Genomic DNA, 18,410 nt, shown 5'->3' on the forward strand with positions numbered 1-18,410 from the left:
TTTTGTTGCTTATCTTGCTTTATGAACCTATTTCGACTTGATTACTCTCTATTTTATTTTCCTCAACCACATTTAATAACCAATCCAAATAACGATAGGCCACTCCTCTCGAAAGAACATCATGAAAAAACTGATTTCCATAGTTTCTCAAGCACCCATAGCATGAAGTTTCCTCTGTGCATCCGCAATTACCGTTAACCTTTTCCTTTGCCTTGGCAATTACCATTTCAAGGTTTTCGTAGACATGTTTTACAAATCCAGATCCCCCTGGAGTATCATCATATAATACAATCTGACATTTTCCAGTAACGCATCCGCTTATATCACTTCTATTAATATCTAAAGCCGCACTGGCACCTTCAAGTAATGCATATAAAACAGATAAATATTGATCCTTGTTTTCCAATGAACCTGACATCGGCTGTTCGATCAAATGGTCTGGTAAATTGATTTTCAAAATATCTGTTGAAAACTGATGTCCCAATGATACTCTCTGTAACATTTTATTCGGACAATTTCTGCCATATTTATTGTTATGCCCTTTCTTTGGGATCTTATCGACCTCAGTCGTGAATCCACACTCAGGGCAAACATATAATCCTGCTCCATTGGTTCCCTGATTTAGCACAAATAACTTTCCACCTGGAGAATACTTTGCAGAAACTTCTTTTCCATAAAAATTCAATATCCTGCTTTTAACCTCGCGCTGCTGACTTTCCGTAAGATCCGTATCACTCCAAAACTGTGTCTGTGTAGCATAATAAGCTTTTGGTCTCGTTTCCCCCACTTGCTTAGGAGATTCTTTATAAGAAGTGGAAAATCCAAATAGCGGAATAATAAACTTACGTGCTTTCATTTTAGCCTGACAAGTTGGACAAAGTTCAATATCGTCACTAATATCAATAGTAACTTCTGTCATTTTTGTCTTTGGAGGATAAATACGCTTACAATTCTGGCATTCATAATACACATATGTTGGCCAACTTTTATCAGGTATAGTATTAACAGCATAACTCTTCCACTGTTTTCCATTAGCCACAATCTGTGCCGGTGGAGCAAATTCACTGATTGCCATTCTTAAATCTCTGGATAGATCAAGCTTTTCGGCTTCTCTGTTTTTATTGTTAATAATATTCAGTGAAACAGTATCAATAGGAAATCCATACTTTGGTAATACCCCCTTTGCACTCAGAAAATTGATAGAACCTTCGTCATTTAACGTCGATATTAGTTTTGTTACTGTTCTAGCTTTTCCAAGTTCGTAATCTGTGCTATTAGCATTTATGCCTTTCTTCATTTCAAGCAAACCCGCTATATCATTTTCTCTTTCTTTTATTGCTATATTCAGTTTACTATCTTCTCCAATTAATTCATCGACAAATCCCCAATTGTCTACATTAAGCTGTTTCAAAATCTGAGGAGTAAAAACCTTATATATGGTATCCAACAATGATTGCGGTTTAGATTCTAAATACTTTTTCAGTTCTACACTCATATTATCCTTTTTATCAAAATCAACAATTCTTTTTGCTTTTCCTGTAAAGAATTCTGGATATTCTTTAAAGAACCCTGCTACCACAATGGAATTCAAATGACGTAATGCAATTTTTTCGTTGTTTACCTCCAGAACTGGCGCATTTATCTTTCCTGCTATTATTTCTGGTGGATCTTGATAAAATGTCATATCATGACTATTCCTGCGCGCAAAAGTTACAGAAAATGCGGCTGATGATGTTCGTCGCCCTGCGCGACCCGCTCGCTGAATATAATTAGATGTTTCTGGTGGCACATTTCTCTGGAATGTAGCCTCAAGTTCACCTACATCAACCCCCATTTCAAATGTTGTCGAACAACTAAGAACATTAATTGCTCCCTGTTCAAATTTTTCTTGATACTGCCGAGCTGTTTCCGAAGATAATTGTGCAGTGTGTTCCCTGGCTACCATCGGTATAAATTGCTTTCCAGTATACAGACTTTCATAATAACTTCCTGAACGAATTTTTCCCGCTTCAATTTGCTCTAACTCTCCATCACATTTCAATTCTGGACAGATATCATACAAAGAATATGCAAATATCTTTCCGCATTTTTTACATCTATACAACCTTTCTTCTGATTTTATATACTTAAATATCCACTTTTTATAATTCAATACATATATTTGACCACTAGCATTTTCCGGTCCGATGCTGATATAACCCCGCTTTTTCATTTGCAGAATTAAATCATCATAGCACTGCTGTAAATTTGCAATAGCTTTGGCTTCATTGGTTTCATCTTGTCGAAAATGATTTAATATTTTCAACAACATTGCAGAACGTTTATTTTTGTGTCCTTCACTTGGCATAAAACCATAGACATAACCTTTTTTGTGAATTCTTTCATTTCCTGTATTTCTAAAGAAGCCTGCATGATTTCTTGGAGAAAAAAAGTCGTCTTCCGGACTCACCATTTCTGGAAATGTTATTGTGCCTTTCTGACGCAACGTGTCAAACACAAATCTGTACACATTCCAAATATTTTCTCCGCCTTCAACACCATATCGACTTACGCCATCTTGGAATTGTATCTTTTCTGGCATGATCTGGATGTATCCAAGCCCCTCCAACCCTGTTCCAATGTCTGGCGACATAAATTCTTGCATGATATAATGCGCTGCCATTTCGATCTTTTGCTCATTGCTCATTATATTGACTTCAAGTTCATTATTACGTTCAACTAAATCAAGAGTATAAAGACCTTCCTTTTCAGCCATCTGTTTTGATTTCGAAATAAGATCATCAACAGATAATCCAACTTCGCCAGCTTCTATCAAACAATTCAGAATAACCTTTCTCCACATCGCCTGTTTATAACGCTTTTCAAAATACCCAGCATAAAAAGCAGCCTCTTGGCGATTATCTGAAAACACCAATAGTTTTCGTCCGCTTTCATCAATTACATGATCATCAATCTCTGTCGCTGTATCATCCAAACTTCCAAACAAATCATCTGAAAACAGGTCATCTGATGTGTCAGGATTTTCTTGGTGTCTTATAGGTCTAGGCGGAATTGCATCATACAGACTTTTTCCAACTGCAAATGTTGCTGGCTGATTTGCTGTTAAAAATCTTTTTATCAGTCCCTCTCTTGTAGCACCACATGCTGGACAACAGTTTGATTCTTTTCCCTTTCCCGCATATTTTAAATTATAAACAGTTACAATCTTCTTATTATCATTTGCTTTGCAACAGGTATAATCTGTTTTCTCTGAAAACTCAGAAATTCGACCACACGCTAAACATAGTTTGAATTTACCAAGCGAAGAAAAATTAGACTGTTCATCAAGATCATCATCTTCATCAAAGTCTTCATCTATGTCGTTATCAGACAAAAAATAGAATTCTGGCTTTTCCAAACCGCTTGTCTGTACCAAATATTTTTTATTATCTTTTGTTATTGTTTTTCCAAGAATATACTCCTGTCCACATTTTTGACAATTAGCCATCTCAAATACAGAATACTCTCCAGATCCATCTTTGAATTTTTCTTTACGATCAAAAAAAACTCTCTTTATTGGATAATATTCAACAAACATGCCTTCCAAGGATTTGACAAACAAGTGATACCTGGCAGGCAGAAGTGCAGACTCATATTCACTCTTCTTCGCAGCAGCTGCTAATTCAATCAAATCAATTAAAGATTGTTCTCTCAACGTATTATCCGCAATATCAGAAAAAACAAAGTTTGCGACTTCATTAATATTCTTTGGTTTTTCCGCCAAAATATCATATAACTTAAACAAACGACCATCATTAACTAGTTTATCGTACAGAAACTGTCCTCTCTCACTTTCCTTTAATTTCAAGGACTCTTCTTTTATTCGTTTGTAATCTTGATATGAAAAATCCCTTACACTATCATCCGGAATTCGTCTCTGTCTTTCAGTTGTAATAATGTCCGTTTCATCAAATGGTTCACCAAACAACTGCTCGGCAAATTTTGCTAATGATGCTTTTCCACTTTCACTTCCTAAAGTTGCACTTGTTGCAATGCATCTAAAAGGTTCACTTCTATGATGCTGAATCCGTTCTTTCAACCTACGAAGAAGAAAAGCAATTTCGGTACCGACAGCCCCCTTGTATGTATGCGCCTCATCAATTACAATAAATTTCCAATTTTTAGCCTTCGCCGTATCAAAAAAAGGAGCCGTATCTGGCCTTAGCAGCATATATTCGAGCATAGCATAGTTTGTTAAAAGAATATGCGGCGGCTTTTTCGCCATATATTCTCTGCACATAAACTCATTAAGTATTGATTTTTTTGAATCAGTATCATAATCACCTTGATGTTGAATATCATATTCCTGATGCAGCCTTTTTTCTGCATCCTCTGGTTTCTCGTTTGCTTTCGCGTGTTTAGTCTCACCAGTATATCTTCCAAATGTAATATCCGGATAATCTGCAAGTAATTTTCTCAATTTCTTCTGTTGATCATTAGCCAACGCATTCATAGGAAAAATCAATAATGCTCTTACACCATCATCTAGTGTTCCAGATTCTTTTTCACGCATGATTTCGTTAAAAATCGGGTATAAATAACACTCAGTTTTACCAGAACCTGTCCCCGTCGAAACAACCATATTTCGGTCATTTTTTATGATATGCTTCAAAGCATTTTCCTGATGAATTCGAAGTTTCCAATCATTATAATGAACATTTTTTCCCATTTTAGAAAACTCATTACTGATGATTCCTTCATCCGCAAGTTGCTTGAGCGTTTTTCCATCTTTAAACGGAAGCGTTGTTTCTAAAAAAGGTCCTTTCACAAAATTAGTTTTCTCCACTTCTTCTTTTGCAAGTCGACTTATTTCTCTATCTCTAACCGTCAAAATAGATGCCACATAACTTCTGTAATCTGCTTTGATTTTTTCCGTCGTACTCCTCGGATTCATTGACATAATTATCGTCTCTCCTTCCTTCTCAAGTATATATAGGACATAGCCATCAATACATCGCGTTCTGACATAAAAGGTGCCACTTGAAAAGATCCTACCATAAACTTAACAGCCTCCTTTTTCATCTCTGGGAATTCATTAAATTCATCTAATTGTGCAATAAGTGCAGCTATCCCTTCGAAATAGAAATAAGCAGGGAATGTAAAATGTACTGACGTCATATTTGATATATCACTTTTATTCGCAACACGTTCCATAAGAACACTATTAAACTCTTTAAAAAAACTGTCTGCTTTGCTATTTCTAACTGATGAAATTTTATTCCACACCTTACTTTCAAATGATTCAAACTGTAGTTGCATTCTCTTTCTCAAATCTGAATCATTATTTGTATCCCCCATGTGATTTCTAATGTACCAGTTAACAAATAAATCGATGTATCTTGTTCCTGCAAAGTATGTACCGATTTCTGGAATCTTATTTTTATCCAGATATACTCTTCCTGTTCGGAGTTTCTTCTCATCTGCCATCTCAAAAAAATTATTGATTCCGGAAATATTACTATTTAGAGCTATATGAACACAACTCACACCGTCTTCCAAAAGAAAATGTTTTCTATCTTCTGTCTTTTTTCCCTCTCTCTCATTTGTAGTCATCATTTCTATAATAGCATCCTGACCTATTACATCCCTGTATGCTGCAATGCCAAATGTTTCTCTAATGGGAACATTACCCTTTAACAGTACCTGCAATGCAAGTATTACTGAAACTTGCTTTAATGCAGATGCTAATTCTTTTATATAACTACCCGTTACAGTATCCGGAATTTCTAAAAGCACCAGACAGTAATTTTCTTTGCACAAATTAAATACTATATCACTAGCCTTCATTTCCACCAATCTTTCAATAATTCTAAACCTATCTTCATTCGTAAGAATTAATTCAGATACCATCGCCATAGTTTCTGTAACAATGGTCTTATGTGCTTTTGTAATTTTGCACTCGAGAATATTGCCAAGTAAAACAAGATTTATTATATCATTATCAGATAGCCCAAATTTTGCAAACTGCCCCATGCTATTCCTGCACCTATAGCTTTCTGACATCCGCAATTCATCAATCTTCTTTATCCCCCTGAATCTAATCAGATCGTATAAGAACTGCTCCAACCACTCACCAAATGAATTGATGGGATCTTTGGGATTACGCAATGTCACAAAGAATTGATCTGACTGCAATGTAACTTCAAAATCATCATCAACCGAAAATAACTCATCCACATTATTTTCTCGTATGATTCGATAATATCCTGAAGTAAGTGTGACATTCTCTGGTATTGAAAATATTCTAGCTCCTTTATCATTTACTTGTGATTCTCCATAAATCAAGGGTAGCTTAAAATTATCGCCATACTTCTCTAATGTAGCATTTTTGTTTATATCTTCATCCTTCACAGCAATGCCTTTTTTGCATCTAACATACTTCGGTCTATATCTAAACTTAATAACCTCATCAATCAAAATTACATCAAAAGATGCTTCTCTATCTACATTTACAACTCGGATTTTTGCAGGAAGCGGAACTGCCTGCAGAGTGTCTCTAAAAACATTCAAATCGAAATTAGCAGATCCATTACTGGTTAACTTTATTTCTTCCCTCTGCTCTATCCCATTTGCTGAAACCAATTCAACTACATAGGTATTCTTTTTGTAATCACCATAAAAAGATACAGAAAGCCACTGATTCCCTTGCAAAAAATCTGCCATGTCACATTTTTCGCTGATTTTATTATTTGAAATCAACTCATACCTATAGGCACAAATTGGCAATTCAAATTCAACAGCCAAACGCAGATTATCCTGTTGTGAAATGATGGTTCCATTTAATGTGCCTTCTCGATAAGGAGCACGTACTTCATATTTTTCTAGTGAATCCTGAACGTTTGCATTTGCAAAGTCTATCTGCCAACCATCAACTTTTCTGACAGTCAGCTTCGCTGATTCTGACTTCAAATTAGCTTTATCTTCTAACCACTTCAAATTATCAAAGTAATCCGATTTAAATTCCGGTAACAGGCAAAATCTCACCTGCTTAATAAATCGGTTAAACTGATATATTCTAACTGAATGAATACCATATGATTTTTCATCAAAACACTCATTAATATCTACGATATTTTCTTCATCCATAGCCAAATCACTTGCTATGATTGACGTTCGTCCTACTCTTAGTTCTACACCTTCCACAGAATTAAAACCTTCAAAATTTATATGCACTCTCGGAATCTCAAGAAAAAGTGGTATTTCTGAATCAACAAATTCTGTATCAAACAATTTTCTTCCACTTAAAGAAGTCATAATCTGTGGTTTCATTTGCAAGGTTATCTCTTCTTTATTGGTATAAATTATAAATTGAGCATCTGTTGTCAGTGGAGTTATTTGTTCTATACAGTAGTCATCACTAGACAATGGATATGCTTGAACATCTCGCTCAATACCATTACATGTAATGTTATCAATCGTGGAATATATAACAATTCCATATGGTGACCGTAAATACCTTTGGTTGATCCTTCTGCCATTTGAATCAAAATAGAAACAACCATCCATTTCTATTCCTTTTATCTCATATTGTGTCAAATGATTCTCAAACCCATCATTATATTCAAAGTTGAGAATATATGATTTGCATGGTCTAACTGAAATCACCATCTGATCTATGAAACGTTTTCCTTCCACTCCCTGAACACAACATTCTTTTTCAATGCGGAATCCATTATCTCCAGCGATCGTCCATTTTCCACTGTCCACCCATTCCTCTGTCATATTTTGGCGTGGCAAAACAATGCATAACCCCCTTTTTCCATTTTCAAAGAAAAAATATGGTTTTACTTCTACATGTTCTTCAGCAGATTTTCCATGATAAGCAGATTTAACCTTATCCTGTTCTAACCACTCTGAAAGGGTTTCTGAATACTTACTTGAAAAATCCCCCGTTTGAGTAGCTGCTAAATATGTATCCTGAACATCTAACACAAAATTAATGGCACGTTCTTCAGGTGCATCAGCAAAAAAATGTAATAACGGCTTATGTACACCATACTCTTTAGATGTAATTTCATCTATAAGGAACTGCGGATCAACATTACTCATTAATCCATATTTAAAGATATAGAATAAATCACCAAAATTACTCTCAGGCGGAATTCCCACTTCGTATAAAATAGAATCAACATATTTCCTGTTAGACTCTTTCGTAACACTATAATCTAATTCGCATAAATCAAATATTTTCAATATCATCTTGCCAATCTGAGTCTGATCTGGTGCATTGGGTTTATCAATTCCTATTTCCTCGCTAATCATCCCCCAAAAATCGCCCTTATACTTATACCTTGTCAAAAACACTACATACGAAACCATCGCATATGGATATTGTTCAAAAAGACTTTTAAATACCATACCTCTTTCCAACAGTATAATTATTCTATTCTTTAATATATCCAAAGAAACCCTTGATAGATTCAAATCTCCCCAAAACTTTAGATCTTTCATATTTTCTTTAACAGCTGTATCCATATTTTTCAACGACTCATCACTTGTAAAATTCAATAACATATAGTCCTCCACCACTATTAACAATAATTTTCATCCAGCAACTACCATTATTTATAGTCCATCATATTTACAATTATCGCGTATTAGGTGTCCTATAATCCGAACTCACTCATTGCTTCATCTTCATGTTCCAAGTTTTTCTAATTATCCGATATCATTTTTATCTATCTCAAAATTCCTTACTATAATCTGAAATTATGCCACACATATATAATTAAATTCTAACACTTAAATCATTGTTTGACTATTACTATATTGAAATCATCGACATTCATCCGCAGATCAGATAAGATAGATATCATTCATATCAGTCTTAATACTTCAGTATCATTACCTTGTCCCTTGAACACTTCCATATCTGCAAAAAGGACATCCCCTGACCTGTAAAATCTACAGTTCTGGAATGTCCTTTTTCCCATACTTCACTATATTTTTAACACATGATGCAGTTTATCCACAATCTATATGATTCCAAAATGTCTAAACGCCTGCATAATTGCATCTTCCTTCTCTGGTGTACACTGTGGCTGTCTCGCATTCTCTGATTTAGCCGGATTGAAGTTCTCACCGACATCTAATCCACACTTCTTCTTAATCTGTGCGATATACAGTGATGAAACCTTAAGTCCTGTCTGTTCAAGTACATATGCCTTTATCTACTCATATGTCGCTTTTCCTTTGAATTCAGATAAATCCATATCCTCCAGAGAGAAGTCCACCTTCACTTTTCTGCTGTCGACCATTCTCCGTTCCACTTCGGTTCGTGCTGAGCAAAGATCCACCGGACCTTTAGCGCCCTTGGAAAGTAAGACAACCGTTTCATTTTGTGTATCATTGTCCAAACTTAGTGTAAACTCTTTTTCTATAATCGGCAACTTAAATTCTATAGATTTCAGCCACTGACCATTCTCTTTGCGTTCTTCGTAAATCTGCACATTATCCACTAACTGCGACAGGAACTCCCGTTTCTCTGCTTCGTTCATTTGAGCATACAATTTATCAAAGAACACGAGTGCCTTGTAAATGTTATCCCCTGTAATCTTATCTGCCAGCAGAGAACGTTTCTTAGCCTTTGCAGATACCAGCAGTTCCTCTGCATCATCTATTTTATCATAAGTCTTGTACAAATGGTTCTCTAAATCTGTTTTTCTTCGCTGATAATGCTTATCCTCATAATCAAGAGAATCCATATCTGATAAAATGGTATCTTTATTATGATATAGCTTTCTTAATTGTATTTTATAATTTTCTATTTCCTGATTTAATGCACTAGTATCTACTTCCATATTTATTTTGTTGCGGATTAAATCCGAAAATTTAGGATTACTAACCAGTTTACTAATCACCTCTGCAACAGAAGCATCCAACATTTCTTCATGCACCTGTTTTTTGTAATCACACTTATGACCTCTGGTCATATTTCTGTGTTTGCAGCCATAATAATAAAAATCCTTATAGTTACTTCCATCCTTGCGTTTCTTAATAGACTTGTTGCCATACATTCCTGCACCGCAGACAGGACATTTCAAAATTCCTGATAATAGATGAATCTTTTCTCTCTTGTCACGATTGACCTTTTCATACTTTTTAGCCTGTGCCGCCACCTTGACCTGCGCCAGCTCCCAAACTTCTTCTGATACAAGAGCTTCGTGCAGACCATCTACTAACAGATAATCGTCTTTCTTAACCTGCCTATACTCATTTCTTGTACCACGAACCTTTTCTGTCCGTCTCCTGCCATAAGAAATTTTGCCACTATAAACTGGATTCTGTATAATCCTTCTGATAAGAGCCGCATCAAATAACGGATTTTTACCATTCTGTCTGGCTATCTTATGGATTCCATGATTTTCAAGATACTTTGCAATTCCATTTGCACCCAAATCAGTATTTACATATTGGTCAAATATCATTCTGATAGCCACTGCCTCTTCTTCATTTACTTCCAATTTTCCATCAATGAGAGAATATCCATATGGTGCAAAACCACCATTCCATTTACCTTCCCTGGCTTTCTGCATCCTTCCTTCCATTGTCTGAACACGAATGTTCTCACGTTCAATCTCTGCCACTGCTGACAGAACAGATATCATAAGATACTCCATCTTTTCCTGACTTAATATCCTCCACCATCTGATTAAATGAAACTCTTCCCTCTATTGATTTGCCGGATTTTCCTGCATCCTCATACTCACCGGCAATTTCATATTCATTATAGTTGCAGAACGCTTTCATTTTTGTTTTCTGTGCATCCAGAGAATAGCCATCTATCTGTATGGTTGTCGAGACACGGGTGTATAAATATACTTTGATTTTCTCTTTCTTCAATTTACATATCACCTCTAGGAAGTACCGAAACTGCCGACAGATTGATACTGACTAATGTATCCATCTGCCTGATTGCCAAATTTCTAAGCAATATAAGTCTTTCTGATTGAGATTTCCCCGGCTCAATTAAAATAGCATTATAACTTTCCATTGCTTTGCAGTCTGACCAAATAAAGCAACATTTAAAATATCTGCTTCACTGGCATATGTATAAGCAATCTGTTCTGGTGTTAGCTCTGGTGGAATCAAATTTTCCTTCACCGCATCCGTGTGAATACGGCAGTTCACCTTTGATAAAGCCCTGTTCAAGTTCCAGTCCAATGAAAATCGACTATTTTCATCTTGTTTTAACCTGCGGTAATCTTTCATAATATACAGTTGAAATTCCGGAGAAATCCATGTAGCAAATGCCATTGCAATATCGCTATGTGCATAAGTTCCTCCACCATATCTGCCTGCTTTTGACACTATTCCAATAGCATTGGTCTGTTCAATCCATTTGGTTGGCGTCATAACAAACCTGTTTAATCCTGCCTCACTTCTAACCGCCTCGAATTGCACACGGTTAAAATCTGGATTATGAAGTTCTTCCCAAACAGCCAAAAACTCAACTGTATTTCTATTTCGCATCCAGTTCTGAATGACATTAGAAAAAGCCCAAACTACAAGGATTTGAGCTTCATTTGCACATTCACGTTTTCTGTTTTTGGGTATAGAATCTCCACTGCTAAATATAGAGTATTGGTTTGATTTTATCAAGTCTTAGTTCTTATCTATATTCTTCCGTTAAATAAAAAAGTAAATTTCACATTGGACTTAAGTAGTTATTTCAGTTTTTCATATATCTCATCAGTTACTGTTTCACACCATTCTGATGATGTTTCTTCTCCCGGTACTTCAATTGCCAGATGTGAAAACCATTCATCTGGTGCTGCTCCATGCCAGTGTTTTACTTCTGCCGGAATATTGACACAATCTCCGGGTTTCATTTCTACTGCTTCTTTTCCTTCTTCCTGATAGTATCCACGTCCTGCAATGCAGATAAGAATCTGTCCGCCTCCGCTTTTTGCATGATGAATATGCCAGTTATTTCTGCAACCAGGTTCAAAAGTCACATTGAAAATTCCAACCTGTGACGTAGACACAGGAGCCAAAAAACTTTTCCCTGTAAAATATTGTGCAAATTTATCATTTGGCTCTCCAATCGGGAATATCATCTTTTTAGCATGAGCTCTCATTGCTTCATCTTCATATGAAAGATCACCTTCGTCTATACTCCAGACATCTTTTGCAAGATTGAATGCCGCCCATCCTTTTGGCCACCCTGCATAAAATGCTATATGGGTAATCACGGCTGCAATTTCTTTCTGAGTCACTCCATGAGCTTTTGCATTTTCAAAATGATGTACTAAAGATGTATTAATCATTCCTGAAGCGATAAGTGCTGTGACTGTTATAATACATCTTGTCTTTACATCAATTTCCTGATTATTCCAGTTTTCTCCAAACAAAACATCATCATTAAAATGTGCAAACTGTGGTGCAAATTCATTCAGTGCGTTTCTTCCTGCTGTCTGTACAATTTTTTTCACTTTAATCACCTGTCCTTATTTTAACTTTGCTCCATCCTTAAAAGCATTTCCCACACGTTCTCCAAGTCTATAATATCCGTGATGTACCGGGTCATATGTAATCGGTGTAAACTTACTAAGATCAATTTCTCCGTCATCACCGAGATATTTCTCATCTGCACTTACATTTTTAATTTCTGCAAGATATTTACTGCCATCAATGACTTTTACAAGCTCACATTCAAGAGTCAGTGGAAGTTCGTTGATAATTGGTGCATTTACAAATTCACTCTTTGTTGTTGTAAAACCTGCTTTTTTCACTTTGTTCGGTTCTTTATTTGCAGAAACAATTCCCACATAATCGCAGGCAACCAGATGTTCAAGATCTGCCACACCTACTGTAAAGGCTTTATTTATTATAATATTATCGGTTGTCTTATGGGCAGACAAGTCTACAATAATCTCATTTGCACCTACAATTCCGCCCCATGCGGCGTTCATTGCATTTGCCTTTCCATTTTCATCATAGGTTCCCAGAATCATAACCGGTTGTGGATAAAAAAATGGTTTTGCTCCAAAATTCTTTCTCATTGTTTTATCTCTCCTTATGGTTATTTGTTTATATCAGTATTTATCTGCCCAATCCATTCTGTAATCACCTCTTCTGAAGTTTCCAGATGATCTTTTCCTTTGGAATCAAACTGAATCTGTATTTCATGTGCAAAGGCAGCTCCTTTGCAATTTTCCTTCATATCTTTTATAACATGCCCCGGCCATCCACCATTTGTCATAAATGGAATCACTGTCTTTCCTGTAAAATCATTTGTTGTCAAAAATGTAAGCACTGCAGGTGCCATCGTATACCACCACGTTGGAGTTCCGATAGCAATCACATCATAATCAGCAAGATTTACAGATATCGGATTGATCTGAGGCATAAAGCCTGCCTCTACCTCTCTTTTTCCCTGTTCAACCACATCTTCATGACTGCCGCTGTATGGCTCTGTTGTTTCGATTCTCGCAATATCTGCACCTGTCCCATTAGTCAGCTGCTCTGCAATTCTTTTCGTGTTTCCATTTGACCAGGAATAATATACAACTAACATTTTCTTCATTATCTCTATTCTCCTTTACTTATTTTAGCCCCTGTAAACAGATAGATATAACCCACCATGACTACCGCTAAGAAAGCCACTATTCCCCCGATGGTTATCTTTTTCCTTGTTTTCATTACTCACCTCTTTTATTTCTTCTGTATTTTTGAGCCTCCAAACACCTGCGACATCGGCATATGGGCAAGCATCTCATCAATAGATTTTACTTCATCCTGAGTCAGCTTTATATCTGCTGATTCCATATTTTCTTCCAGTCTATTTACTTTTCTTGTTCCCGGAATTGGTACGATATATGGTTTCTTTGCAAGCATCCAGGCAAGAGAAATCTGTGCAGGCGTGGCATTTTTTTCTTCTGCAATCACTTTTATCCAGGACATAAATTCATTATTTTCCTTTAATCCTTCTTCTGTAAACTGTGGCATTGCGCTTCGATAATCTCCCGGCTTTTCAAATTCCCCATGGGAATGATATGCTGCTGTCAGTAATCCATTTGCAAGCGGCGAAAATGCAACAAATCCTATTTTCAATTCTTCAAGCACCGGGAATAATTTTTCATAATCCCTGTACATCATGGAATATCTGTTCTGAATCACTGTAACCGGGCATACTTTATGTGCACGTCGAATAATCTCTTCACTGGCTTCTGATAACCCCCAGTGTGTGATTTTTCCCTGCTCCATTAACTCCTTCATAGCTCCTGCCGTCTCTTCAATCGGTACAGTCATGTCAATACGATGAATATAATATAAATCAAGATGGTCTGTGTTAAGTCTCATTAAAGATCCCTCAATCGATGCTTTAATCGTCTCCGGTCGTCCATCAGGAATCAAAGGTTTATTTACAGTTGTTGCAGTTTCATCAAAACGTATCCCACACTTTGATGCAAGGACAATTTTGTTTCTATATGGCCTTAACACTTTCCCAAGCAGTTTTTCATTGTGATGAGGGTCTTCTGTTGTTCCGTATATCTCTGCCGTATCAAAAAATGTGCAGCCTTCATTGATCGCTTTTTCAATCAATTCTTCTGCTTCTTTCTGTGTTGAAACAGTTCCATATGCATGACTCATTCCCATACATACAAATCCGATTTCTGATACTTCTAAGTCTCTTCCTAAAATTCTTATCTCCATCTTTATCTTCCTTTTCTATATTTCAAACTTTACTGTAAGTATAAGAAAAAGAGACCCCAGACAGAAGTCTCTCTTTGTTACGATTCCTCCAAATATTTTTATATTCTTTTATAATCCAAGACTGTCTATCCATGAACTGATATCTGATTCAGACGCTCCACCATGGAATCGTTCCCCTTCTTTCCAGTCACCTGTTCCTGTCATCTCTTCCAGAAGATTACCGCTGTCACCGATTCCCGAGGTCGCTGCTGTACAGAATGGGATGACTGTTTTTCCTGTAAAGTCATTCTCTTTTACAAAGTTATCTACTGGTCATGCTGCAATTCCCCACCAGATAGGATAGCCAATGTATACCGTATCATATGATTCCCAGTTATCAACTGTTGTAGACACCAGTTCCACATCTCTTAAGCTCTCATCATCATGTTCTCTTGACACCCGGCTGTCATCATCTGTCCAGTCAAGGTCATCATCTGTATATGGCTCCACAGGCTCTATTTCAAACAGATCTGCCTCTGTAATTTTTGCTATCTTTTCAGCAACATCTTTTGTATTTCCTGAAGCTGAATAATATACAACCAATGTTTTTCCATTTCCTGTTGATGTATTTTCTGTTGTATCTGTAGTGTTTTCGGAATTTGTATCCGCTTCTTCATTTTCAGACTGGTTTGTACTTGTAGACTGGCTGTCATTATTAGAAGCAGACTTGTTTGTATTGCTTGCTCCACATCCTGCCATCAAACCGATTGCCACGATGCATGTTAAGAGTACTGCTGCTATTTTCTTTGTTTTCATTCTAAGATCACCTCCTGTCGTATAAAATGTTTGTCACGCTAATTTCTATCGGATGAAATTGGTAAATACAAAATCCGGTGCCTTGGGCATTTCAATTCCCATTTTTGTCGCAACATTTTTACAGTTAATGAAATATGCCATATTGTTTCCAAGGATCTGCATAACCTGCATTCCTTCGAGATCCTGTTTTACTTCATCCGGATTCGTCCCATGTACCATATTCCAATATCTCGATGTAATGATCGGCATCTGCATCAGACCAAAATATTTATTTACCTGGTCCCATGTGGCCGTTGTTCCGGCCCTTCTTGCTGAAATTACCACAGCGGCAGGTTTCAGGCGGAATCTGTCGCCGCCACCGTTTAAATCGGCATAAAAGACTCTGTCCATAAAGGATGTGATTGCACCGCCTGCACCACCCCAGTGTACCGGAGTTCCAAATACGAATCCGTCATAATCCCCTGCTATTTCCAGAAATTCATTCACGATATCATCCAGGATGCATTTATTTTTTTCCTGACATTTTCTGCAGGCAATACATCCTGAAATCGGCTTATTTCCAATCCAGAAAATATCTGTACTTATACCATTTTCATTTAATGCACTGGATACTTCACAAAGAGCTGTATAAGTACAGCCATTTTTGTGTGGACTGCCATTGACAAGTAATACTTTCATTGATTTTTCCTCTTATGCTTACCAGTTCTTTTTTTCTTTTGAACTGTCATTATTCTTTTTTCTTTCCTCAACCATCTTCACGAACCATTCCACCATATTCGGATCCTGATGCGAGAAGAAGGAGCTTGTCTTCTTGTCCAGTTCTGCAATAGTCTTCATATCTTCATCAGAAAGTGTGAAGTCAAAAACATTAAAGTTTTCTTCCATTCTCTCAATGTGTGTTGATTTCGGAATAACCACTACCCCTCTCTGAATATGCCAGCGAAGCATAACCTGTGCCGGAGTCTTCTGATATTTTTCTGCAATCTCTGCGATGACAGGATTCTCAAATGTGCCTCCTCTGCCCTCACCGAATGGTGCCCATGCTTCTAGCCGGATATCATATTTGTCTGCCCATTCCTTCATCTCTTTCTGCTGATTGAAGATGTGGGTTTCCACCTGATTTACCATAGGTTTAATGCGGTTGAAGGATGCAAAATCAACCATTCTGTCTACATAAAAGTTGGAAATTCCGATTGCTCTGATTTTTCCCTCATCGTACAGATCTTCCAATGCACGGTAAGCACCGTAAGCATCTGAAAATGGCTGGTGAAGCAATACCAGATCCAGATAATCTGTCTTTAACTTTTTCATGGATTCAAGAACTGATTTCTTTGCTTCTTCATATCCATAATGTTCAACCCATACCTTTGTTGTAAGGAAGATTTCTTCTCTTGGAATGCCTGACTTTTGGATTGCATTCCCAACCTCTTCCTCATTAAAATAACTCTGTGCTGTATCAATCGCCCGGTATCCAACTTTTAAAGCATCAAGCACACATCTTTCACATTCCTCTTTTGTTACCTGATATACGCCATATCCCAGTATTGGCATTTTTACACCATTATTTAATGAAATATATTCCATTGTCGTATCCTCCTTGTTTTCTTTCATTCATCTTATATTCATACTATAATACTGATAGATTCCTTTGAGAAGTTTCGATAAGTTTTTCAGTCTTAACCTTTCGGTTTATTCTGGTTCTTACTGATTGAACAACCATCCCATAATTTCTTTGTCACGACAAAACAGATAGCCACCGCCATGCTGATAAGTGACCGGTGTTCCTTCAAAGTAATCTTTATCTTTTACATCCAGTACCACCAGTTTATCAATCTCTGATTCCGATAATCCCTGATATCCAGGTAATGTTACATATAGTGCATATTCCTTTGTCCCGTCATATGCATCCGGAATATATACATTGTAATGAATGTCCCCTTCATTTGGAGAATGAAGAACATTATCCAGGAGGAAGCCCCGGTATTCTTCGCTTCCCGGTGTAACATTTTCCAATTCATCTCCGGATGTATTTTTTTCTGTATTTTCTTTTTTCTCATCTATCTTCTGCTGTACGGTCTGTACCTGGTTTATTGTTTGTTGATTCTTCTTTTCATCCCTGCCAGGTTTTGAAAAGTAGATATATACCATGATTACCATTGCTAAAATAACAACTCCAATAATTGTAAGTACTAATTTCCGCTTTTCCATAAATACACCACCTTCTTTCAGTATGAACCTTTTCGTTTTCTCTTACCTGTTTTCTTTAGAAACACTCCACTATAATATCCAATAAATGCTATCAATATCATTACTGCCAGATAATCCAGCAGAAAAGGAAAGATCCCCTTTTCATAATCATAAAATACAAAATGCATCCTCATAATCAGATAATCTCCTATCTGTCTCCTGTAAAATGCATATAAACCATAACCTGCAATTGTGGTTGCGACAGATCTTGCTGCCCATGTTCTGATGACGGATGGATGTTCCCATAATCGTCCTGCCATTGCTACCGCTATATTCCAATGAAATCCGAGATGTAATGACATCACCACCAGTCCCCAGTATGCGCAAAACATATGTATCTGTCTGGCTGTCATATATGTTCCGGAAATCTTTATCCATTTAAATATGTGATTTGACAATAATATTCCACTTATCATGGAACCCATTATAAGAATAAGCATGATGATAACCAGTACTGTCTGTATCACTCTGAACACATTATATTTTCCTTTCCTTACAGAGGTCACCCATTTATGATTCAGTATGTGATGTGAAATAAAAAGCACAAGCATCGCTATACCAATCCACTCATGTGCAGTCTCGCTGAGCAGACTATATGGCATAAGAAGAAGCAAACATATCGTCATTCCTATATCTATCAATATTTTTGCTGTAAATCGTTTATTTTTCAT

10 protein-coding genes and 3 pseudogenes are annotated in these 18,410 nt (G+C 36.7%); all 13 read right to left on the reverse strand.

The window, feature by feature from the left end; all coding sequences use genetic code 11:
• Positions 1-19 precede the first annotated feature (19 nt).
• On the reverse strand, positions 20-4,939 hold the full coding sequence (locus LKD41_RS07210; RefSeq protein WP_227700812.1) for a DEAD/DEAH box helicase: 4,920 nt from the start codon (positions 4,937-4,939) through the stop codon (positions 20-22).
• Positions 4,940-4,941: 2 nt separating this feature from the next.
• The gene (locus LKD41_RS07215) at positions 4,942-8,553 is read right to left on the reverse strand and encodes a hypothetical protein (RefSeq protein ID WP_227700813.1); all 3,612 of its coding nucleotides are present in this window, start codon (positions 8,551-8,553) and stop codon (positions 4,942-4,944) included.
• Positions 8,554-9,209: 656 nt separating this feature from the next.
• Positions 9,210-10,881: pseudogene (locus LKD41_RS07220) on the reverse strand (recombinase family protein).
• Between the two features lies 1 nt (position 10,882).
• Positions 10,883-11,526, reverse strand: a pseudogene (locus LKD41_RS07225) (KilA-N domain-containing protein); the annotation flags it as partial.
• Positions 11,527-11,705: 179 nt separating this feature from the next.
• Positions 11,706-12,473 (reverse strand): carboxymuconolactone decarboxylase family protein, encoded by a 768-nt coding sequence (locus LKD41_RS07230; protein ID WP_227700814.1) that lies wholly within the window; start codon positions 12,471-12,473, stop codon positions 11,706-11,708.
• 15 nt (positions 12,474-12,488) lie between these two features.
• Positions 12,489-13,043 carry a flavin reductase family protein gene (locus LKD41_RS07235; RefSeq protein WP_227700815.1) on the reverse strand — a complete coding sequence of 185 codons (555 nt, stop codon included), beginning with the start codon at positions 13,041-13,043 and terminating at the stop codon, positions 12,489-12,491.
• 20 nt (positions 13,044-13,063) lie between these two features.
• Positions 13,064-13,567, reverse strand: a complete 504-nt coding sequence (locus tag LKD41_RS07240) for a flavodoxin (RefSeq protein ID WP_227700816.1) — start codon at positions 13,565-13,567, stop codon at positions 13,064-13,066.
• Between the two features lie 128 nt (positions 13,568-13,695).
• Entirely contained in the window at positions 13,696-14,697 is a 1,002-nt protein-coding gene (locus LKD41_RS07245) for an aldo/keto reductase (RefSeq protein ID WP_227700817.1), read from the reverse strand.
• A 108-nt stretch (positions 14,698-14,805) separates the two neighbouring features.
• Positions 14,806-15,492 (reverse strand): annotated as a pseudogene (locus LKD41_RS07250) (flavodoxin).
• Positions 15,493-15,537: 45 nt separating this feature from the next.
• Complete coding sequence (locus tag LKD41_RS07255; RefSeq protein WP_006427000.1) at positions 15,538-16,170, reverse strand: flavodoxin family protein; 633 nt, start codon at positions 16,168-16,170, stop codon at positions 15,538-15,540.
• An 18-nt stretch (positions 16,171-16,188) separates the two neighbouring features.
• Positions 16,189-17,076 (reverse strand): aldo/keto reductase, encoded by an 888-nt coding sequence (locus LKD41_RS07260; RefSeq protein ID WP_173851728.1) that lies wholly within the window; start codon positions 17,074-17,076, stop codon positions 16,189-16,191.
• 117 nt (positions 17,077-17,193) lie between these two features.
• The gene (locus LKD41_RS07265) at positions 17,194-17,700 is read right to left on the reverse strand and encodes a hypothetical protein (RefSeq protein ID WP_227700818.1); all 507 of its coding nucleotides are present in this window, start codon (positions 17,698-17,700) and stop codon (positions 17,194-17,196) included.
• Between the two features lie 17 nt (positions 17,701-17,717).
• Positions 17,718-18,410 (reverse strand): DUF4405 domain-containing protein, encoded by a 693-nt coding sequence (locus LKD41_RS07270; protein ID WP_227700819.1) that lies wholly within the window; start codon positions 18,408-18,410, stop codon positions 17,718-17,720.

It is taken from the genome of Roseburia sp. CLA-AA-H209 (genome assembly GCF_020687575.1).
Classification (GTDB): Bacteria; Bacillota; Clostridia; order Lachnospirales; family Lachnospiraceae; genus Roseburia_C; species Roseburia_C amylophila.